General features: G+C 37.3%; 22 protein-coding genes. 19 read left to right on the plus strand and 3 right to left on the minus strand.

Features of this window, described 5'->3' with window-relative positions:
• The first annotated feature begins 108 nt into the window (after positions 1-108).
• The 18 genes from atpF (at position 109) to NKR20_RS02780 (ending at position 15,055) form a co-directional block, all read left to right on the plus strand.
• Positions 109-627, plus strand: coding sequence for a F0F1 ATP synthase subunit B (atpF, locus tag NKR20_RS02695; protein WP_121214040.1), 519 nt, complete (start codon positions 109-111; stop codon positions 625-627).
• Positions 624-1,154, plus strand: coding sequence for a F0F1 ATP synthase subunit delta (locus tag NKR20_RS02700; RefSeq protein WP_121214039.1), 531 nt, complete (start codon positions 624-626; stop codon positions 1,152-1,154). Before atpF ends, NKR20_RS02700 begins: the two co-directional genes overlap by 4 nt.
• 28 nt (positions 1,155-1,182) lie before the next feature.
• Entirely contained in the window at positions 1,183-2,691 is a 1,509-nt protein-coding gene (gene atpA, locus NKR20_RS02705; RefSeq protein ID WP_253423305.1) for a F0F1 ATP synthase subunit alpha, read from the plus strand.
• 59 nt (positions 2,692-2,750) lie between these two features.
• Positions 2,751-3,617, plus strand: a complete 867-nt coding sequence (gene atpG, locus NKR20_RS02710) for an ATP synthase F1 subunit gamma (protein WP_253423308.1) — start codon at positions 2,751-2,753, stop codon at positions 3,615-3,617.
• 191 nt (positions 3,618-3,808) lie between these two features.
• Entirely contained in the window at positions 3,809-5,224 is a 1,416-nt protein-coding gene (gene atpD / locus NKR20_RS02715; protein WP_121214036.1) for a F0F1 ATP synthase subunit beta, read from the plus strand.
• 24 nt (positions 5,225-5,248) lie between these two features.
• Positions 5,249-5,656 (plus strand): F0F1 ATP synthase subunit epsilon, encoded by a 408-nt coding sequence (locus NKR20_RS02720; protein WP_121214035.1) that lies wholly within the window; start codon positions 5,249-5,251, stop codon positions 5,654-5,656.
• Positions 5,657-5,727: 71 nt separating this feature from the next.
• A complete protein-coding gene (locus NKR20_RS02725; protein ID WP_121214034.1) occupies positions 5,728-5,970 on the plus strand; it encodes a DUF1146 family protein in 243 nt (80 codons plus the stop codon).
• Positions 5,971-6,356: 386 nt separating this feature from the next.
• Positions 6,357-7,661 carry a UDP-N-acetylglucosamine 1-carboxyvinyltransferase gene (gene murA / locus NKR20_RS02730; RefSeq protein WP_121214033.1) on the plus strand — a complete coding sequence of 435 codons (1,305 nt, stop codon included), beginning with the start codon at positions 6,357-6,359 and terminating at the stop codon, positions 7,659-7,661.
• Between the two features lie 214 nt (positions 7,662-7,875).
• Positions 7,876-8,835 carry a stage II sporulation protein D gene (gene spoIID / locus NKR20_RS02735; protein ID WP_253423311.1) on the plus strand — a complete coding sequence of 320 codons (960 nt, stop codon included), beginning with the start codon at positions 7,876-7,878 and terminating at the stop codon, positions 8,833-8,835.
• A 70-nt stretch (positions 8,836-8,905) separates the two neighbouring features.
• Positions 8,906-9,568 (plus strand): M23 family metallopeptidase, encoded by a 663-nt coding sequence (locus NKR20_RS02740; RefSeq protein ID WP_253423314.1) that lies wholly within the window; start codon positions 8,906-8,908, stop codon positions 9,566-9,568.
• A 294-nt stretch (positions 9,569-9,862) separates the two neighbouring features.
• Positions 9,863-10,120 carry a sporulation transcriptional regulator SpoIIID gene (locus tag NKR20_RS02745; protein WP_097071697.1) on the plus strand — a complete coding sequence of 86 codons (258 nt, stop codon included), beginning with the start codon at positions 9,863-9,865 and terminating at the stop codon, positions 10,118-10,120.
• A gap of 265 nt (positions 10,121-10,385) precedes the next feature.
• Positions 10,386-11,384, plus strand: coding sequence for a rod shape-determining protein (gene mreB, locus NKR20_RS02750; protein ID WP_121214030.1), 999 nt, complete (start codon positions 10,386-10,388; stop codon positions 11,382-11,384).
• Positions 11,385-11,452: 68 nt separating this feature from the next.
• Complete coding sequence (locus NKR20_RS02755) at positions 11,453-12,289, plus strand: flagellar hook-basal body protein (protein WP_253423317.1); 837 nt, start codon at positions 11,453-11,455, stop codon at positions 12,287-12,289.
• An 18-nt stretch (positions 12,290-12,307) separates the two neighbouring features.
• A complete protein-coding gene (locus tag NKR20_RS02760; protein WP_253423320.1) occupies positions 12,308-13,147 on the plus strand; it encodes a flagellar hook-basal body protein in 840 nt (279 codons plus the stop codon).
• A gap of 74 nt (positions 13,148-13,221) precedes the next feature.
• Complete coding sequence (locus NKR20_RS02765) at positions 13,222-13,500, plus strand: DNA-directed RNA polymerase subunit beta (protein ID WP_121214027.1); 279 nt, start codon at positions 13,222-13,224, stop codon at positions 13,498-13,500.
• A 27-nt stretch (positions 13,501-13,527) separates the two neighbouring features.
• Complete coding sequence (gene fabZ, locus NKR20_RS02770) at positions 13,528-13,965, plus strand: 3-hydroxyacyl-ACP dehydratase FabZ (RefSeq protein WP_121214026.1); 438 nt, start codon at positions 13,528-13,530, stop codon at positions 13,963-13,965.
• A gap of 204 nt (positions 13,966-14,169) precedes the next feature.
• Positions 14,170-14,556: a hypothetical protein gene (locus NKR20_RS02775; RefSeq protein ID WP_121214025.1), complete on the plus strand. Its 387-nt coding sequence runs from the start codon at positions 14,170-14,172 to the stop codon at positions 14,554-14,556.
• Between the two features lie 136 nt (positions 14,557-14,692).
• Positions 14,693-15,055 carry a hypothetical protein gene (locus tag NKR20_RS02780; RefSeq protein ID WP_121214024.1) on the plus strand — a complete coding sequence of 121 codons (363 nt, stop codon included), beginning with the start codon at positions 14,693-14,695 and terminating at the stop codon, positions 15,053-15,055.
• A gap of 82 nt (positions 15,056-15,137) precedes the next feature.
• Here the strand turns inward: NKR20_RS02780 and NKR20_RS02785 are convergent, their stop codons facing one another.
• On the minus strand, positions 15,138-15,563 hold the full coding sequence (locus NKR20_RS02785) for a YwpF family protein (RefSeq protein ID WP_121214023.1): 426 nt from the start codon (positions 15,561-15,563) through the stop codon (positions 15,138-15,140).
• A 245-nt stretch (positions 15,564-15,808) separates the two neighbouring features.
• On the opposite strand from NKR20_RS02785, the gene NKR20_RS02790 reads away from it, so the two are divergent.
• A complete protein-coding gene (locus NKR20_RS02790) occupies positions 15,809-16,213 on the plus strand; it encodes a single-stranded DNA-binding protein (RefSeq protein WP_121214022.1) in 405 nt (134 codons plus the stop codon).
• Positions 16,214-16,493: 280 nt separating this feature from the next.
• Here NKR20_RS02790 and NKR20_RS02795 read toward each other — a convergent pair whose 3' ends face one another.
• A complete protein-coding gene (locus tag NKR20_RS02795) occupies positions 16,494-19,316 on the minus strand; it encodes a DEAD/DEAH box helicase (protein WP_253423323.1) in 2,823 nt (940 codons plus the stop codon).
• Entirely contained in the window at positions 19,313-20,887 is a 1,575-nt protein-coding gene (locus NKR20_RS02800) for a hypothetical protein (protein ID WP_253423326.1), read from the minus strand. The genes NKR20_RS02795 and NKR20_RS02800 overlap by 4 nt, the downstream gene beginning before the upstream one ends.
• Between the last annotated feature and the right edge of the window lie 6 nt (positions 20,888-20,893).

Genomic DNA, 20,893 nt, shown 5'->3' on the forward strand with positions numbered 1-20,893 from the left:
TAATAGTAGTAAATAGAAGTACAACACATAGATGAAAAACCTATTACAATAAGTAATTAGGTTGCTTGTATACATTATCTGAAAGCTCTTGAAGGGAGTGAAACAATCGTGAATTTAGATTATTTAGTACTAGGTTCTGACGGTCACTTTAACGGTGGAGACGTTCTTGCAACTCTAGTTATTTTCCTAATCTTAATGTTCCTTCTTAAGAAATTCGCGTGGGGTCCATTAATGGGCGTTATGCAACAACGTGAAGAATTAGTTAAGAGTGAAATCGATGCAGCTGAAAACGCTCGCAAAGAATCAGCTAAACTATTAGAAGAACAAAAAAGCCTTTTAAAAGATGCTCGTACTGAAGCTCAAACAATCGTGGAAAGTGCGAAAAAACAAGGTGAATTACAACGTGATGAAATCATCACTGCTGCACGTGCAGAAGCAAACCGATTAAAGGAATCTGCTGTACGTGAAATCGAAACTGAAAAAGAAAAAGCAATCGCTGCAGTTCGTGCAGAAGTCGTTTCACTATCAGTTCTTGCTGCATCTAAAGTTCTTGAGAAAGAAATTTCTGAAGAAGATAATAGCGCATTAATTAAAGAAACGATTGCGAAGGCAGGCGAGGCGAAATGAGTCAAGTAGCGAAACGTTATGCGGAGGCATTGTTTCAATTAGCTCAACAAAAACAAGTTGTTGACGAAATCACAACTGATTTAGAAGAGCTTATTAAAGTAATTGAAACAACTCCAGAATTACTTTCATTACTTTCTTCGCCAAAGTTCTCTATCGAACGTAAAAAACAAATCGTTGCTGAGATCTTTGCAAGTGCAAGTCCAATTGTTGTTAATACGTTACAACTTCTTATTGATAAAAAACGTGTTGACGAAGTAAAAAGTTTAGCAAATGAATATAAATTACTTGCTTCAGGAGCTCTAGGTTCTGCGGAAGCAACTGTTTACTCAACTCGTGAGCTTACAGATTCAGAGAAAAATGAAATTTCTACTGCATTTGCGAAATTAGTTGGTAAAGAAAAATTAATCATTAAAAATGTAATCGAACCATCATTACTTGGTGGTGTTCGTGTTCAAATCGGCAACTACATTTTCGATAACACTGTAGCTAATAAGCTAGAGGGTCTAAAACGTACGTTAGTTGGTTAATTCATAAGAAATGTGAGAGGTGACATTCATGGGCATCAAGGCTGAAGAAATCAGCGTGCTGATCAAAAAGCAGATTGAAAATTACCAATCTGAATTAGAAGTAAGCGAAGTTGGTACGGTAATCACAGTTGGTGACGGTATCGCTCGTGCTCATGGCCTCGACAACGTCATGGCTGGAGAGCTAGTAGAGTTCTCTAACGGTGTTATGGGTATGGCTCAAAACTTAGAAGAAGGTAACGTTGGTATCATTATTCTAGGTAACTACCTTGGCATTAAAGAAGGCGATGAAGTTCGTCGTACAGGTCGTATCATGGAAGTACCAGTTGGTGAAGAACTAATTGGACGCGTTGTTAACCCACTTGGTCAACCAGTGGATGGACAAGGCCCAATCAATACTACAAAATCTCGTCCAATCGAAAGTCCAGCTTTCGGTGTAATGGCTCGTAAATCAGTACATGAACCATTACAAACTGGTATTAAAGCGATTGACGCATTAGTACCAATCGGTCGTGGTCAACGTGAGTTAATTATCGGTGACCGTCAAGTTGGTAAAACTTCGATTGCTATCGATACAATCCTTAACCAAGCAGACCAAGACATGATTTGTATCTATGTTGCAATTGGTCAAAAAGAATCTACAGTTCGTGGTGTAGTTGAAACATTACGTAAACACGGTGCTTTAGATTACTCAATCGTTGTAACTGCATCTGCATCTCAACCAGCTCCATTATTATACCTAGCTCCTTATGCTGGTGTATCTATGGCTGAAGAGTTCATGTTACAAGGTAAACACGTATTAATCGTATATGATGATTTATCAAAACAAGCAGCTGCTTACCGTGAGCTTTCATTATTATTACGTCGTCCTCCAGGTCGTGAAGCTTACCCTGGTGACGTATTCTACTTACACAGTCGTTTATTAGAACGTGCTGCAAAGTTAAACGAAACTTACAAAAACGGTTCTATTACAGCTCTTCCATTCGTTGAGACTCAAGCTGGGGATATCTCTGCATACATCCCAACAAACGTAATCTCAATCACTGATGGACAAATTTTCTTACAAGCTAACTTATTCCACTCAGGTGTACGTCCAGCGATTAACGCCGGTCTTTCTGTATCACGTGTAGGTGGTTCTGCTCAAATTAAAGCGATGAAAAAAGTTGCTGGTACATTACGTCTTGACTTAGCAGCATTCCGTGAACTTGAATCATTCGCTCAATTTGGTTCAGATTTAGATAAAGCGACTCTTGCTAAACTTGAACGTGGTAAACGTACGGTTGAAGTATTAAAACAAGACCTTAACAAACCAATTAAAGTTGAAAAGCAAGTAACAATTCTTTATGCTCTAACTCGTGGTTTCTTAGATGATATTCCAGTACAAGACATCGTTCGTTTTGAAAATGAATTCTTAAGCTGGTTAGATGTAAACCACACTAAAGTTTTAGATCATATCCGTACAACAAAAGACTTACCAGCTGATGCAGACATGGCTGCAGCTATTAACGATTTCAAAAAAGTTTTCGTTAAATCAGAATAAGTAATTTTGTTGTAAAACGTGTGATATTTGATTAAAAACTTAAAGGTGGTGAAATACCAGTGGCAAGCTTACGCGAAATAAAAAGCCGTATTAACTCTACGAAGAAAACAAGTCAAATGACAAAAGCCATGCAAATGGTTTCTGCTTCTAAAAGTAAACGTGCTGAACAAAATGCAAAAGGATATGTTCCTTACATGGAAAAAGTACAAGACGTGGTTGCAGCAATCGCGGGTGGTACTAGTGATGCATCACATCCAATGTTAATTTCACGTCCAGTAAAGAAAACAGCTTATCTTGTTATCGGTTCTGACCGTGGATTAGCAGGTGCATATAACTCAAGCATTTTACGTCAATTATCACGTACACTTAAAGAACGCCATAGATCAAATGATGAGTTTGTAATTTTGGCAATTGGACGTGTTCCTCGTGACTACTTCGTAAAACGTGGTTACAACGTAGTTGAAAGTATCGTTGGTTTACCAGACCAACCTACATTCTCGGACGTAAAACAAATCGCTCGTAAAGCTGTTGGTATGTTCGCTGATGGTACGTATGATGAACTTTATATGTACTATAACCACTTTGTCAGTGTTATTTCACAAGAAGTTACTGAGAAAAAGGTATTACCAATTACTGATATAGCTCCAAAAGCAAATGAAGGTTTATCTGCTTCTTATGAATTCGAACCATCTGGTGAAGCAATTCTAGAAGTATTACTACCACAATATGCTGAAAGTTTAATTTATGGTGCTTTATTAGATGGTAAAGCCAGTGAACATGCTGCTCGTATGACAGCGATGAAAACAGCAACTGATAACGCTAATGAACTTATTAGAGACTTATCACTTGTATATAACCGTGCGCGTCAAGCGGCGATTACACAAGAAATTACAGAAATTATTGGTGGGGCAGCAGCTTTAGAATAGTTGCGCTCCCTAACTCGGATAAATTGACGGATATGGCAAAGAGCTTCCTTTTTAGATTCACTAAAGTGGGTGCACACATTTTAGTCATTCATAAAAAAGAAGTATCTTGCCTATGAAGTTTTTTAGGAAGACAGCATGGGTGAATAATTCACATCAGCTCGACACCAATCTTGATAGGAGGGTACACAGGAATGAATAAAGGACAAGTTATTCAAGTAATGGGTCCAGTTGTTGACGTTAAATTCAGCAACGGTCAATTACCAGCAATCTATAACGCTTTAACTGTTAAGATTGAACGTCCAAACGAAGAAGCTGTTACTTTAACATTAGAAGTAGCAGTTCATTTAGGTGACGATTCTGTCCGCACAATTGCCATGTCATCTACTGACGGTTTACAACGTGGTGCAGAAGTTACAGACTTAGGAAAACCAATCTCTGTTCCAGTTGGTGACGTAACATTAGGACGTGTATTTAACGTACTAGGAGAAGTTATCGACTTAGGGGAAGAAATCGCTCCAGAAGCTCGTCGTGATTCAATCCACCGCGAAGCTCCAAAATTTGAAGAATTAACTACAGAAGTACAGATCCTTGAAACAGGTATTAAAGTAGTAGACTTATTAGCACCTTACATCAAAGGTGGTAAAGTAGGTTTATTCGGTGGTGCCGGTGTAGGTAAAACTGTATTAATCCAAGAGTTAATCAACAACATCGCTCAAGGTCACGGTGGTATTTCGGTATTCGCGGGTGTAGGTGAACGTACTCGTGAAGGTAACGACTTATTCCACGAAATGAGTGACTCTGGCGTTATCGGTAAAACATCAATGGTATTCGGTCAAATGAACGAACCACCAGGTGCACGTATGCGTGTAGCTTTAACTGGTCTTACAATGGCTGAATATTTCCGTGATGAACAAGGCCAAGACGTATTACTATTCATCGACAACATCTTCCGCTTCACTCAAGCAGGTTCGGAAGTATCTGCCTTACTTGGACGTATGCCTTCTGCGGTAGGTTACCAACCAACTCTTGCTACTGAGATGGGTAACTTACAAGAACGTATCACTTCTACAAACAAAGGTTCTGTTACATCAATCCAAGCGATTTACGTACCAGCCGATGACTATACTGACCCGGCTCCAGCAACAACTTTCGCTCACTTAGATGCTACAACTAACTTAGAGCGTAAATTATCTGAGATGGGTATCTACCCAGCCGTGGATCCATTAGCATCAACTTCTCGTGCACTTTCACCTGAAATCGTTGGTGAAGAACACTACAAAGTTGCTCGTGGCGTTCAAATGACGTTACAACGTTATAACGAATTACAAGATATCATCGCAATCTTAGGTATGGATGAATTATCTGATGAAGACAAGCAAACAGTAGAACGTGCTCGTCGTATTCAATTCTTCTTATCTCAAAACTTCCACGTAGCGGAACAATTCACTGGTCAACCAGGTTCTTTCGTACACGTAAAAGACACTGTTCGTTCATTCAAGGAAATCCTTGAAGGTAAATACGACCACTTACCAGAAGATGCATTCCGTTTAGTAGGTAGCATTGAAGAAGTAGTAGAAAAAGCGAAAAGCATGGGCGTAGAGGTATAATTTTAGGGACGAGGAGGAAAAAATATGAAGACAGTTCAAGTCAATATTGTCACTCCCGACGGCCCAGTATACGATTCAGAAGTCGCAATGGTTATCGCAAAAACAGTTTCTGGTGAAATTGGGGTTCTTCCTGGACACATTCCAATGGTAGCTCCTCTTGCAATTAGTGCAGTTACTCTTAAAAAAGATAACGGTTCATCAGAAGTAGTTGCTGTTAGCGGTGGTTTTATTGAAGTTCGTCCTGACAAAATTTCAATTTTAGCTCCATCTGCTGAAGTTGCATCAAATATTGATGTAGCACGTGCTAAAGAAGCTATGAAACGTGCTGAGGAACGCCTTCAAAAGAAACAAGATAACATCGATTTCAAACGCGCTGAGCTTGCTTTAAAACGTGCGATTAATCGTATCAGCGTTCATGAGGGTAATAAATAATAATTAATTTAAGAAGCGGGCAGGTTTTCTGTCCGCTTTTTCATATGTGTCAAAATGATGGAGGAAACGAAATGGAAGTATATCAATCTTTAGGACTGCAAGCAGTATTAGGGCTATTTTCGCATATATTTTTTATCGGCATTACGTTTTATGCCATTCAATCATTCCGCTTTGATCAATTATTTAAAAAAGGGCACACTTTTCAGATTCAATTAGTTTATATTTTGCTTAGCATTGCAATCGGATCATCCGTGTCAAATTTTGTTTTAGAAATTACAAATTGGTCTCGACAATTACCTTATCTTTTTTCGTAATTCGAACATACTATATAGACAAAAGGCAACAAGTTATATGCCTTGTAAGGACAAATGAAGTTCGTTTGCCGTTACAACACATATAGATTTAATTTTCCCATCCATGATTTACTTACACGTGTAAAAATTTGCCGCACTTTGAAGGTTTTATCTATTTCCTGGGTAATATTGTAGAAATTTGTACACCTCAAGAACAATTCACCAAAAGTTTTATTACGCGTAATATAAAAGTGTAGATAATTATTGAGAAGTACCGTAAAATAGTGATTTGGATGCTTGTTTAACCCGTTAGAAAGCATTAACATAGTGATAGTTTGTGTGTTTTATAGCTTACAACTTTTTTTAAAATGACAGTTTTTGGACAATTGAATTCGGAGGGACGAATTGTGGAGAAAATCATTGTTACGGGAGGCCAAAAATTACGTGGAGTCGTAAAAGTAGAAGGAGCCAAAAATGCCGTACTACCAATTCTAGCTGCATCTTTACTAGCTTCAAAGAGTATAAATATTATAAAAGACGTTCCGAATTTGGCGGATGTTCATACAATAAATGAAGTACTCAAAAGCTTAAATGCTACTGTAGAATATAATGAGAAGAATAATGAAATTTATATAAATGCTCAACAAAAATTATCAAGTGAAGCACAGTTTGAATATGTAAGTAAAATGCGTGCATCAATACTTGTTATGGGTTCTTTACTTGCACGCAATGGATATGCTCGTGTTGCGTTGCCTGGTGGTTGTGCAATCGGTTCTCGACCAATTGAATTACACTTAAAAGGCTTTGAAGCAATGGGTGCAAAAATTTCTTTTGGCCATGGCTATGTGGAAGCAAAAACCGCTGCTGGTTTACACGGTGCAGAAATTTATTTAGATTTCCCAAGCGTAGGAGCTACAGAAAATATTATGACGGCTGCTGCATTAGCGAAGGGTGTCACTGTAATTGAAAATGCTGCAAAAGAACCTGAAATTGTCGATTTAGCTAATTTCATTAATGGTATGGGTGGCCGAATCTTCGGTGCTGGTACAGATACAATTCGTATTGAAGGTGTTTCTGAACTACACGGAACTACACATCACGTTATCCCTGACCGTATTGAAGCAGGTACATTTATGGTTGCTGCAGCAATTACACGAGGCGATGTATTTATCGAAAACGCAGTACCTGAGCATATGACAGCTTTAATCGCGAAATTACGTGAAATGGGTGTTGAAGTGTTAGAAGAGGGTGACGGCTTACGTGTACGTGCCACAGATCCTCTAAAAGCTGTTGATATTAAAACGATGCCACATCCTGGTTTCCCAACAGACATGCAAGCACAAATGATGGCATTATTATTAACAGCCAATGGAACGAGTATTATTACTGAGACAGTGTTTGAAAATCGATTCATGCATGTGGAAGAATTCCGTAGAATGAATGCACAAGCAAAAATCGAAGGTCGTTCAGTTTTCATTGAAGGACCTGTGAAATTACAAGGTGCTGAAGTTTCCGCAACAGATTTACGTGCAGCAGCTGCATTAATCTTAACTGGACTTGTTTCAGAAGGTGTTACACGCGTTACGAAACTTAACCACCTAGATCGTGGATATGTTGATTTCCACAAAAAACTCGCTGCTCTTGGTGCAAACATTGAACGTGTTGCAGATATGGATTTTGAACAATCACCAAAGCATACTATCGAAATATAGACTTTGCCCATTATAATTTATCTAATTTAATTAAAATTATGTATAAATGAGATAAATTATGACGAAAAATTTATAATGACCAACGAACGACAAAATTCTTAAAAGTGAGTTTTGTCGTTTTAATTTATCCTTTCCTTTTATCCCTCAGTCAGAATTTCCAAATTCTACTTCTTCATAAATCATAAATTTTCCTTCCATATCATAAATAATATGTATGAAAAAATTTAAGAAGAAAAAGCAGTTAATAGTTGTTGCATCAATTTTTGGCTTTATTTCTCTACTATTTTTCTTCCCATTTCTTTTCAAGCAAATGGATCATAAAACTGAAGCTACATCAGAAAAAGAAGAAGGAGAAAGCTTTGCGAACGCTTGTGAACTAACTATCCAAGTAAGTGGTAGTGATGAGCCAATTGATTTAGAAGAGTATGTAATTGGTGTTGTTTCGGCTGAGATGCCAGCAAACTTTCATCCCGAAGCATTAAAAGCACAAGCAATTGCAGCTAGAACGTATGTATTAAAAAACACCGAATATGGGAAAAAGGCAATCGAACCAACCGTTGCAAAACAAGTTTTTTATGATTCAAATACTCGAAAAGAAGTTTGGGCAGAGTCCTTTGATGATTATGAAAAAAAAGTGAGACAAGCTGTTGAAAGTACAAAAGGAGAAGTTATTAACTATAATGGAGAACTCATAACGGCGATGTTTCATTCGATGAGCAACGGTATGACGGAAAGCTCCAAAAACTATAGTGGGACAGACCTTCCATATCTACAATCCGTTGCAAGTACAGATTTTCAATATGCGGATAATTACGAGGTGGAAAAAAGTTTTACTATTAATGAATGGAATCAGCTATTAAACACCAATTTGACTCTAAATCAGCTTAAAAACGTACGTATAAAAAGAAATAATACAGGGAGAGTAGAGACCGTTATTGTTGGAAAAAATGAATGGTCCGGGCGTGATATGAGAACGTTACTCGATTTGCGCTCTACAGATTTCCGTATTGAAGTAAAAGGAGAAAAAATCGTTGTAACAACTGAAGGTTATGGTCATGGTGTTGGTATGAGCCAATACGGCGCAGATGCAATGGCGGAAAATGGTGCAACTGCCCATGAAATTATCCAACATTATTATAAAAATACAAATATTGAAAAAATATCTTGTAAATAATAGAAATTTTTTTCCAAAATGTGTTTAGAATTGTAAAATCTTGTTCACACTTCAAACAGAGGTGATGAACATGAGAGAAGAAAAACAAACTACTCCTTCTCCTAATAAAAACAGTTGGCAGAAAAAGCCATGGTTTTGGCCGTCAATCTATGCAGGTATCGCAGCAGTGTTAATCGGTCTAATTTTCAGTTATAATGCAATCATTAATGATGACGAAGAAAAGGAAGTTGCATCAACTAATAATGAAACAACTTCACAAGAAACAGTCATCGAAACAAATGCTCGCCAGGAAACATTGAAATATCCTTTCAGTGAAGATCATTTAGATCAAGTACAAGTGTTACAAGATTTCTATGATGTAACGGCTGATGAAGCAACAAGAGAAAAAGCACTATTAGTATTTAACCAAACATTCTCTACTTCATCTGGTGTATCTCTTTCTGTTAATGGCGAACCATTTGAAGTACTTGCTGCAATGAGCGGTGAAGTAACTGAAGTAAAATTAGATGCATTTACTGGAAATAAAATCGTAATTACTCATCCAAATGGCATGGAAACACAATATAGTTCTATAACTGATATCCTTGTTAAAGAAGGGGATACAGTAGAACAAGGCCAACCATTAGCGACAACAACTGAAAACGAATGGAATCCAACAGCTGGAAACCATCTGCACTTCCAAGTGTTACAAGATGGCGAACACGTTAACCCAAGAAATTTCTTAGCTTTCTAATTTGACAAGATTCAACTTTTTGTACAAGCAATAAAGCAGAACGTCCATAAACCCTGTACCGTTGAAACCGACGAAATTTTACCTAATTTCAATGGAACAGAGGAATTATGGGCGTTTTTGCAGTTTTGTTCACAAAATTGGTTCTTAAATCACGGAATTCCTCATATGGTGAATAAACGTTATATCGCTAGTTGCAAAAATTTCAATGAAACACTCACAATATGAACATGTTGAAGAAGACACCTCTCGTTAGCAAAACGGCACATTCTTATATCCGATAGAAAGGAAGAGAACGTGCACGAGCACATTCGGCATCGTTGCGTACGGCTTGGAGAGCTGCTAATTGAAACTGGTGAGACAGTTCGTGTCCTGGCGAAAATGACGGGTTATTCGAAGAGCACAGTGCATAAAGACCTAACCGAAAGACTGTTCCTAGTTAATGAAGAATTAGCGAATGAAGTAAAAGAGATATTAGCTTATCACAAATCGATTCGTCATTTACGAGGAGGCGAGGCAACCCGTAAGAAATGGCAGTCCCGACAAAAACAATGAAAGAGCATTTAGTTTGGCTTTCTTTACGAAGTCAACTAAATGCTTTTTTATTGGTGTACCGGGTACATATACAATTTTGAATATTCTGAATTGTTTGTGTACCTGGTACACAAACAATTCTAAACTGCACACAAAATTGTAATACAACTGTAACGACATTGAAATTAAAGATGTAATTACTACATGAATATGATAAAATAATCTAGATAAAGAGAAATTTTGAACGTGAATCATGTTGGAATTGGCGGGAAGGAGAAATATACATATGTTTTCAAAAGATATTGGGATAGACCTAGGAACGGCAAACGTCCTAATTTATGTTAAAGGTAAGGGAATTGTTTTAAATGAGCCTTCCGTCGTAGCAATAGACAAAAACACAAATAAAGTACTTGCAGTTGGTGAAGAGGCACGCCAAATGGTTGGACGTACACCTGGAAATATCGTTGCCATTCGACCACTCAAAGATGGTGTTATTGCAGACTTCGACGTAACTGAAGCAATGTTAAAACATTTTCTAAACAAACTGGATTTAAAAGGATTTTTCTCAAAACCACGCATTCTAATTTGCTGCCCAACAAACATTACAAGCGTGGAGCAAAAAGCAATTCGTGAAGCTGCTGAAAAATCAGGCGGGAAAAAAGTTTACTTAGAAGAAGAGCCAAAAGTAGCTGCAATTGGTGCTGGAATGGATATCTTCCAACCAAGTGGTAACATGGTAGTAGATATTGGTGGCGGTACAACGGATATCGCAGTACTTTCTATGGGTGATATCGTAACAAGTGAATCAATTAAAGTAGCAGGTGACGTTTTCGATAATGACATCTTGCAATACATAAAAAAAGAATACAAATTACTTATCGGCGAACGTACTGCTGAAGCGATTAAAATCAACATCGGTACAGTTTATCCAGGGGCACGTGACGAATCAATGGAGATTCGTGGCCGTGACATGGTAACAGGTTTACCTAGAACAGTGACAATTCATTCTACAGAAATCGAAAAAGCACTTCATGAATCGGTATCATTAATCGTTCAATCAGCGAAAAATGTATTAGAAAAAACACCACCTGAATTATCAGCTGACATTATTGATCGTGGCGTATGTATTACTGGAGGCGGCGCGCTTCTACATGGCATGGATCAACTATTAATTCAAGAACTAAAAGTACCGGTATTTGTAGCGGATAATCCAATCGATTGTGTTGCGATTGGAACAGGGTTAATGTTAGACAATATCGATCGTGCTCCTGGTTCTAGAATTTAATCAGTTCGATATTTTATTGAAATAGTTTTGTAAACTGAATACTTTACAATAAAAAGAGGTGAATATAGTTGTTTAAAGGGTTTTACACAGTTGCTACAGGTATGATTGCACAACAAAGAAAAACAGAAATATTAACAAATAATATGGCAAATGCGAATACACCTGGCTTTAAAGCAGACCAATCAACAATACGTTCATTTCCTGATATGCTTCTTTCTGCAAGGGGTACTACAAATATCCCTACAGAAAAAGGTATTAATACATTAAAAGCAACTGAAATTGGTGCACTTAATACTGGCGTATATTTACAAGAAACACTAGCAAACTATACACAAGGTACTCTTATAGAAACAAACCTTACAACGGACATTGCTCTATTAAACGGTGCAATGCCGATTGATCAAGAATCTGGTCAAGCTGGTACGATCTTTTTCCGTCTAGAACTTCCTGAAGGCGGAGAAGCATATACACGTAACGGAAACTTCACAATTGATGGCCAAGGATATTTAGTAAATCCTCAAGGCTTATATGTACTTTCAGATCAAGGAGAGCGTATACAATTACAAAATGAAGATTTCCAACTTTCACAAGATGGGCGTATTTTAGTGGATGGTCAACAAGTTGCAACTTTAGGTGTGGCTTTCTCAGCAAATCCTGATGTGCTTATTAAACAAGATAATGGTTTGTTCCGTTCTATTGACGGGGAAATGCTACCATCTGCGTATGGACAAGATGGAGTTACCTTTGCACTACAACAAAACTATATTGAAGGTTCCAATGTAGATGCTGCACAATCCATGACAGAATTACTTACAGCTTATCGTGCCTTTGAAGCAAATCAAAAAGTACTACAAGCGTATGATAAGAGCATGGATAAAGCAGTCAATGAAATCGGTAAAGTGTAGTTGGGAAGGGGATAAAACATGATCCGTACAATGATTACAGCAACAAATACATTAGGTCAGTTACAACAACAAATTGATACAATTAGTAATAATATCGCTAATAGCAATACAACGGGTTATAAAGCAAGAGAAGCACGTTTTTCTGAGCTTTTATACCAACAATTTGAAAACGACCAAATGGATCCTACAGTACGCCAATCACCAGTAGGCATTCGTTACGGAGTTGGTGCGCAACTTGCTCAAATCCAAGTGAATACAAAGACAGGTAGTTTACAAAATACAGAACGTGATTTAGACATTGCTTTTACAAAAGCAAATCAATATTTCAACATTATTATGCCTGATGGTGAAAATGGACAACGCACTGTTTATTCACGCCAAGGTGACTTTTATGTAACCCCTGTTAACAATGGCCAAGTCATGCTTGTCAATCATGATGGCTACGCTGTTTCAGATTCGAATGGGAACGCAATTACTTTTGCGGATAACATGAAAAACTTTAATTTACTAGATGATGGAACGTTATTAGTAAATTATAATGATGGTACAACACAAGGATTTGAATTAGCGGTTACACGAGTGGACAAACCTCAATCAATGGAAAAGTTATCGGGTTCATATATTGGGGTACCAGGAAATCTTGAACAATTAGGATTAAATGAGGCAGACCTTTATACAAATTTACAAGGTGGTCTTCGAACTGAAATTGGACTTGCTAATGGGAAACTTGAAATGTCAAACGTCGATATTTCTAAGGAAATGACGGACTTAATTAATGCCCAACGCTCATATCAATTCAGTTCTCGCGCAATTACGATTGCTGACCAAATGTTAGGGTTAATTAACGGAATTCGATAATTGACCCGAAAACTACCTAATAAAGTATACCCTCTATATCAAATATTAAGCATTACAAAAGGGAGAAACGGCCAATGACTAACGACTTAAAAAGTAATTCGCTAAAGCCGAATGTTCCTCAAGAAGAAAAGGAAAAACGAACAGCTAGATATTCTGAAAGACCGATTCGTTTTCATAGCTTTCGACTTTTTCCGATTTGGTTAAGATTACTTATTGTTTTTATTTTATTATTCCTAGCAATTTGTTTTGGAGTAATGATTGGGTATGGAGTCATTGGAGATGGAAAACCGTTAGATGCTCTAAAATGGGGAACATGGCAACATATACTAGATATCATAAATGGCAAAGAATAAATATTACATACTCTTGGGGGGAAGAACATGTTAACTGCTGATCAAATACAAGAAATTTTACCGCATCGTTATCCATTCCTTTTAGTGGACCGTATTTTAGAAGTAGAAGAAGGAAAACGCGCGGTTGGAATTAAAAATGTATCAATCAATGAAGACTTCTTTAATGGACATTTCCCAGGATACCCTGTAATGCCAGGTGTTTTAATTGTGGAAGCATTGGCACAGGTTGGTGGAGTAGCTTTATTAATGTCCGAACAGTTTAAAGGCCGTCTTGCCTTCTTAACTGGAATTGATAACTGCCGATTTAAACGACAAGTGGTACCAGGAGATCAATTAAAATTAGAAGTCGAATTTGTAAAATTACGCGGTGCAATGGGTAAAGGACACGCAATTGCGACAGTTGAAGGCGAACTAGTTTGTGAAACCGACATTTTATTTGCAATTGGACCAGTTCAACCGAAATAAAAAATTGTTCCTTCACTAAAATAAATGAATTTTCTTAGTATAAAATCCAATTTTTTATGGGTATGAATGCTATAAGAAGATTTCGTCAAATGTCCGTGAATTTGCATTTTAATAGTGAAGGATATACAATAATATGGTTGACTTTATTTGTACGTACGAATATACGTATTGTTTGGCTTTTTAAACGTAGGAGGTTTTAAATAGATGTATAAACAGTTGTCTTCAGGCGTCAAGATCAGCATCACTCGATCCATCTCAACGTCTTTCGAGTCATACTTAGCAAGCATTGGATGGGATGAAGATAAATTCTCAATGGAAGACTTCGTAGCAAGCTGGCAAAAGTATTTTACGGAAAACGCTGCTTGGTTCGATAAAGTTCCTCCAGAAGTATTAGTTAGTCAAGAGTTTCATGAGGAGATTGCAAAGAAAATTGACGAAACAATCGCAAAAATTCTAAATGAAAAACCGACTAAAAAGCAAATTGATTCTATCGAAAAAATGCAAAAACAACTTGGTACAAGCTACACATATGGATGTAAAGCAGAAGCCGCATATGTTGAACAACTTTTAAAAGAACAATTAGATAAATAACGATGTCAATTTTTTAAAGATTAACTAAAATCGACTCGTTTAAATTTCGGATAGTTCCCTCCTTTCCCGGGCACTCTATAACTAGTCACATTTAAATGTGATGGAGTGTGCAAATCTTGAAAGGAGGGAATTTTTTATGTGGAAAAAACCAGTCTTTGCATTTATTCTTGGTTCAGCATTACTTGTAGGGTGTAACAACGCTGCAAATGACACTGAGGATGCTTTAGAGGATGTTGGTGAGGACATTAATCAAGGCGTTAATGAAGTACAACGTGATGTAGATGATGCCATTGATAATGATATGAACGATAACAATGGTAACGGCTACGATGCTGACCGTAATGTAGATCAAGACGGTGTTCCAAATAGCAATGGTGCAGGTCAAAATGGTACTTCTGGTACGGTGAACAACAATGATGAACGTATCCTAAATGACAACCAAGAAGACATTATTGAAGATAATCGTGATGTCCGTGACCGTGACCAAATAGATGAATAATAAAACAAAAGATCGTCTCATTCAAGTGAGACGATCTTTTGTATGGCGTGCGGGGAGTGAAGTTGGAGCAAAAGAGGGAAGGTTATGATTCTCGCAAGCGCGGACGTTCACGCATACCCTTTTTAAATCGTTCCAATAACTCATCCTTTGATAAATTTTCTTCTAATAAAAGCTTTAGCAATTGTTCTGCATATTTATTTCGTTGCGCCTTAATTGTCCCTTTCAGTAAAACGGAAATGTTTTCTCCAATTTCCTTAATGGAATAGACAATCACTTTGAACGGGGCAGGTTCATTTTCTGGAAAGGAAATAATGGCGTGCACATCTAAAATATCTCCAGAGGATTCATATTTTTCAAACGTGGACTTGTGTTCTTTTGAAGTAAATATTTCTAATATCCATGATTTGTGACTATTTTCTTGATTAATAATAATCCCATCAATTAGTGGTATATTTAGCTTCCCTCCCTCATTGATAAGATCAAAAGAGAGCATTTTAAAAGTCTTCATTCACGTACCCCCTGTAGATTTTCGTTAATTTTAGTATAACATAGAAAAAATGCAAAAATTATAAATTGGACACACTCAATAAATAAGAATAAACCCTTCTCATATCTACATTTATCCAGATATTAATAAAAAATACATATATTGAAAAATTATTTTTCAAAACGGAAACGAGGCCAAAGTTCATTTTCCTGATTTTGCTAAATATTTTAACTTAAGTTAGGATGTAGTCAAAGGAGGTGAACAACATGAATCAAGTCGGACTAGTCGGTAGAATTACTAAGGATCCTACACTGAAGTCGTTTTCTGAAACTCGTAACCAAACTAGTTTTGTCATTGCAATCAATAGAAACTTTCGGAATAGCCAAGGCATGATTGATGCAGATTTCGTACCCTGTATAGCGTGGGGAAAGCTTGCAGAACGAATTGTTCAATATTGCGGAAAAGGATCGTTGATTGGAGTTAACGGCCGTCTACAATCAAGATCTTATATTACAAAGGAAGATACGAAAGTTTATACTACAGAAGTTGTAGTCGATGATGTCCGATTTTATGCACTGAAGTTACCACAAGATTCAAAACTCTCCGCACCAAAAGATATTGCACAACACTTTGTACTTCCTGATCAACAGGATGTAGTACCTGTTCCGTAACTGTTAAACATTGTGGATGAAGTTGTTATCGTTGTTGAAGGGTAAGTAAGTTGTCAGTAACCATTCTCCTTGTTAAAAATGTAGAGGGGGTGATAGTTCAACCTCTACTGCTGACCGCACAGTAGTGGTTCCCATTTCTCCTAACTCTACATATCTTTTGCCATCTATACGAAAGTAACGTAGAGAAAATAACAACTGAATATTGGAATAAAAGTGAAAAAGGATAACGAGACTAAAAAAGAGTCGAGTAACTACTACCTACTCGACTCTTTTCATACATTTAGTTTCTTATGGTTGTTGTATCTAACATTAATAAATCCATTAATTCCTCTTCTTGAAGCTCTGTTAACCACGTACTTGATTGAATCAATTCTTCGGATAAAGCGGATTTTAACTCAATCATCTTATCAATTTTTTCTTCAATCGTTCCAATCGTGATAAATTTATGAACCTGGACAAATTGTGTTTGCCCGATACGGTACGCACGATCCGTTGCTTGATTTTCAACAGCTGGGTTCCACCAACGATCCGCATGCAATACGTGATTTGCAGCAGTTAAATTTAAGCCAGTGCCTCCTGCTTTTAGAGACAGTAAGAAAATCGGGAATTCTCCTGTTTGGAAAGCATCGACTAACCGGTCTCGTTGTTGTTTTGGCATACTACCAGTTAAAAATGGTACATCAATATCATACAGTTCTGAGAAGCAATGCTGTAACAGATGCCCCATTCCAATATATTGAGTGAATATTAAACATTGTTCGCCATTTTCAACGATTTCCACGGCCAGTTGCACGATGCGTTTTAGTTTGACTGATCGATTCATCAACGTTTTCGCATCATCAAAAGGTTCTTTTAAATACAAAGCAGGGTGATTACATAGTTGTTTTAATTTACTTAGCATTTGTAAGATACGTCCCTTTTTCTCAAATGCAGTCATTGTATCAAGCTGTGCCATTGTATCTTCAATATACCCTTCATATAATGCCGCTTGCTCGCTTGTAAGGGAGCAAAACTCTTTTGTCTCTTGTTTATCCGGTAAGTTTAGCATCAAATCAGGGTCATTTTTCGTACGGCGCAACAGGAATGGACGGATTTTAGTACGCAAGATTTGTTTATGACGTTCCGATTCATCCCGTTCAATCGGCAAGATAAATTGTTCTTGGAATTTGCCGAAGCTTCCTAAATAACCTTTGTGAATAAAGTCAAAAATAGCCCATAACTCAGAAAGGCGGTTTTCAATCGGAGTACCTGTTAACGCAATATGATGTTTACCATGTAATTTTCGTATTGCCCTTGATTGCAATGTTTGCATATTTTTAATGTTTTGCGCTTCATCAAGAGCTACTGTGGACCAATCGATATATTGTAAAAACTCAATATCCTGCGAGATTGTTCCGTAAGTGGTGAGCACTACGTTAGGTTGCTCCGTTTCAAGATAGTGTTTGAAATCCTCATCCTTTAGGCGCGCGGAACTGTAATGGGTATATACTTTCAAAGAAGGGGCAAACCGAGCTAATTCTTTTTGCCAATTTCCTAATACGGAAGTTGGGCAAATGATTAAAGTTGGTAGCACTTCACCGAGACTTTCAACCGTATGCAATAAGTAACTAATTAATTGAACAGTCTTTCCGAGCCCCATATCATCTGCTAATACAGCACCGAATTGTTGGTCACGCATAAATACAAGCCATTCAAAGCCTTCTTGTTGATATGGTCGTAATTCTGCTTGTAGTCCATCTGGTCGTTGAACTTTTGGTAACCCCTTCTTATGTTGTAGCTGATCTATATAATTTTTCAAAGAATGCTGCATTTCAAAGGCAAATAATGGGTCGTCCCGTTCGGCATCTTCTTCATCCATTTCTAAAGGAGCAGTCAGTTCTTCAGGCAATTCTCGGAAAAGCAGTTCGCGTACAGTCCAATTTTCTTCCTCAGCCTTTTCCATCAGTTCGCGAATTTCATTCATCCATTCAGCATCCATTCGGAACCATTCATTGCCGATACGGATAAATTCACGCTTTTCATCGACAATTTTGCGGAACTCCTTTGAAGAAATTTCCTCGCCATTAAGGGAAAGTTGCCATTTGAAGGATAAAATATCGTCTAGTCCTGCAACAGACCGTTGTGTTTGACTATTTGCACTCACACGAACACGCATTTTTGTTTGTTTTAATTCTTTTAGCCATGCAGGTAAGATTACTTCAAACCCTAATAAACTTAGCTTGGCAAAGTCATCACGTAACAGTTTGCGAACATCCGCATCTTCTAAATAAACATGTAAGAAAGTATCCTCAGAAACGTGGTACTTGCTTAAGTCCAGTAGTTCTAGCATTTGATGTTGCAAATCCGATATATCTTCCGCAAAGGGTAACCATTTATCCGGTAATGCCCGTTCAATAGGCAAGTGACGTTTCCGAACGGCTGGTGTCCAATGTTTGGAAGTACTTTTCGAGCTTAATACAGTTTCCAATAGCCATTCTGAAGAAGTTTCTTCCGGTTCACTTAAACGAAGAGCGACTTTTATATTACCAATCGACCGTTCTTTGTTCATTGGCCAACCACCATTTTTGAAAAATGGCATTAATGTAGGAAGATCTGTTGTTGATAATCCTGCATTTGCAAGTTTCTGAATAGTAGCCATCGTTAAAAGGGAAGCGCATTGTTGTAAATCAATCGTCTCTTTTCCAAAGATACTCTGAACTGTCTCATCTTTTGAAAACTGAGTGGGAAGTTCAAAAGATAATCCATTGTCTAACGAAGCATAATCCCAAAGTGCAGCACTATTCCAAAGTAGTTCAATGGCTTTTGAAGTTTTCAGAAGTGTTTCTGAATCGCTATCTGTCCCTACTAAGTTCATGAAGGGATGTTGATACCTTGGGGAGAGAAGATCCAGTAATTCTGAAATGCTTAGTAATAGTTCGTTATCATCGACATTTGCCATCAATCCATAAAAGTTAGGCTCAAATCGATAAAATAGTTGAGGTGTCCAACTTGCCGCTGGGATAATAGTTCCGTCGTTATTGATTGCTTTAATTGAATAATATCCTGGTTGTTGTTCTTCAAGCTTTATATGAATCGTTTTTGTGAATGGTGAAATGTTTGTCATGCAAGTAAATTTCCTTTCTCTAACTCTTCTTGCAATGCTCTTAAACGTTTAAACTGTTCCCGAACCGTTTGAATATAGTCGGTCCAAAAATTTACCTTCCCGCTTTTTTTCGCAGCGGATTTCATCATCTTCCATATACGTACCGCTTGTTTATAATTCATACGCGATTTTTGATTCACTTCTTCCAAGGCGTAATAATGATATAAAGGTAAGGTTGCTGCTGGTTCGTGTTCAAGTATTTCCTTTAATCCACACGTTTCTAAATAAGAAATGGAAGAAGGGTAAAGAAGATGTAGGGCAACCCATTCCTCATAACGTTGTTTCTTTAATAAGAAAGATGAATAAGGTTGTACGCCATGAACACCAAAAGCAGAATAAAGCAGTATTTCTTCTTGTTCGGTTAAATTAATATTGTCGTATAATGAATGAATTCTTTTCACAGACAGTTGTCGTTTGGAAGGCATTAAATAATGATTAATATAATCGCTTAAAAGAGGAAGAATGGATTTTAAAATGTACTCACTCGCAACATCATCTCTTTTAGATATTGAAAATTTAGCAAGCCCAAAGTATACATCTAAATGCTCAGGGTTGATTTCTTCTAAGTTACGCTTTAGCTCTTCATAATTTTTAAGCAAAATATGAAAAATGTTAAGGATATCAGATAATGGAACATCTTCACTAACTTCTTGCAGATTCGCTAAGACATCTCGCTCTTCTTCGGCTCTTCGTCTTTCAGTAAAAATTGAATCCCAAAATAATAAATAGATGTTAAATCTTCTGCTAAAATAAGTGTTTCGTTCCACTAACAGTTCGCGTACCATCACTTGAAGAGCGTCGAAAAACACATCTGTTGCAAATAATCGAGATTTTCCCGCTAATTCATTTACATAAATTTGAATCCCTTCAAAACGACGATCAATAAAGTACTCGAAGTATTCTTGTTTCATTCCTACATTTGTTTGAAAAATATGCTTCCAAAGTTTGCTTATAATCGCTATTTCCATAAACAGATGATAAATCGGTTGCCATTCCCTTTCGAAAGGTTGATGCTTCCGCAATTTTGTATAGGCATTTTCGTAAATAGTAGAAATTAAATAATGTTCAATTTGCCGTCCAGTTGGTAAAAGATGTGACATTACCTCATCAACCATTGCTAGCCAATTTTCGGGTGTCCGTTCAGCGGCTAGAAGGTGTAAGTTAACCCCTTTTTTCGCTCTCCACTTCGCTGCCCAATCTTGAACCGAATCTAAATATTGATATAAGGACAAAATCACGCTCACCTTATGACGGCACCATCCATCATGGGGGCAGTTACAAACAATGATTTGGCTATGCAAATGAAGCATGACTTCAGTAGGTCGAACATCTTGTACTTGTGTATATAAAATCCCGTTAGACGGAATATAACGCCCGATAACAACGGACTTGTTACGAACAGCAAATAACGCGCGGCGAACCAATTCCTCGTCTTCTGTCACAGAAGGGTGTAATGCGCGTTCAATTTGCTCCACTTGTTCTTTTATAAAAATTTCATGCTCACGTGCGAGGGATGAAATTGATAAAGCCATTCTATT

Source organism: Ureibacillus endophyticus, assembly GCF_024159215.1.
Lineage (GTDB): Bacteria > Bacillota > Bacilli > Bacillales_A > Planococcaceae > Ureibacillus > Ureibacillus endophyticus.

What these genes read in the sequence shown, in the direction of transcription:
- NKR20_RS02720 (WP_121214035.1), top strand. Translation starts at nt 5,249, where the DNA reads ATGAAGACAGTTCAAGTCAATATTGTCACTCCCGACGGCCCAGTATAC.
- NKR20_RS02785 (WP_121214023.1), bottom strand. Translation starts at nt 15,563, where the DNA reads ATGAAGACTTTTAAAATGCTCTCTTTTGATCTTATCAATGAGGGAGGG.
- spoIID (WP_253423311.1), top strand. Translation starts at nt 7,876, where the DNA reads ATGAAAAAATTTAAGAAGAAAAAGCAGTTAATAGTTGTTGCATCAATT.
- mreB (WP_121214030.1), top strand. Translation starts at nt 10,386, where the DNA reads ATGTTTTCAAAAGATATTGGGATAGACCTAGGAACGGCAAACGTCCTA.
- NKR20_RS02775 (WP_121214025.1), top strand. Translation starts at nt 14,170, where the DNA reads ATGTATAAACAGTTGTCTTCAGGCGTCAAGATCAGCATCACTCGATCC.
- NKR20_RS02740 (WP_253423314.1), top strand. Translation starts at nt 8,906, where the DNA reads ATGAGAGAAGAAAAACAAACTACTCCTTCTCCTAATAAAAACAGTTGG.
- NKR20_RS02765 (WP_121214027.1), top strand. Translation starts at nt 13,222, where the DNA reads ATGACTAACGACTTAAAAAGTAATTCGCTAAAGCCGAATGTTCCTCAA.
- NKR20_RS02725 (WP_121214034.1), top strand. Translation starts at nt 5,728, where the DNA reads ATGGAAGTATATCAATCTTTAGGACTGCAAGCAGTATTAGGGCTATTT.
- NKR20_RS02790 (WP_121214022.1), top strand. Translation starts at nt 15,809, where the DNA reads ATGAATCAAGTCGGACTAGTCGGTAGAATTACTAAGGATCCTACACTG.
- NKR20_RS02800 (WP_253423326.1), bottom strand. Translation starts at nt 20,887, where the DNA reads ATGGCTTTATCAATTTCATCCCTCGCACGTGAGCATGAAATTTTTATA.
- NKR20_RS02795 (WP_253423323.1), bottom strand. Translation starts at nt 19,316, where the DNA reads ATGACAAACATTTCACCATTCACAAAAACGATTCATATAAAGCTTGAA.
- atpA (WP_253423305.1), top strand. Translation starts at nt 1,183, where the DNA reads ATGGGCATCAAGGCTGAAGAAATCAGCGTGCTGATCAAAAAGCAGATT.
- NKR20_RS02760 (WP_253423320.1), top strand. Translation starts at nt 12,308, where the DNA reads ATGATCCGTACAATGATTACAGCAACAAATACATTAGGTCAGTTACAA.
- NKR20_RS02780 (WP_121214024.1), top strand. Translation starts at nt 14,693, where the DNA reads ATGTGGAAAAAACCAGTCTTTGCATTTATTCTTGGTTCAGCATTACTT.
- NKR20_RS02700 (WP_121214039.1), top strand. Translation starts at nt 624, where the DNA reads ATGAGTCAAGTAGCGAAACGTTATGCGGAGGCATTGTTTCAATTAGCT.
- fabZ (WP_121214026.1), top strand. Translation starts at nt 13,528, where the DNA reads ATGTTAACTGCTGATCAAATACAAGAAATTTTACCGCATCGTTATCCA.
- atpD (WP_121214036.1), top strand. Translation starts at nt 3,809, where the DNA reads ATGAATAAAGGACAAGTTATTCAAGTAATGGGTCCAGTTGTTGACGTT.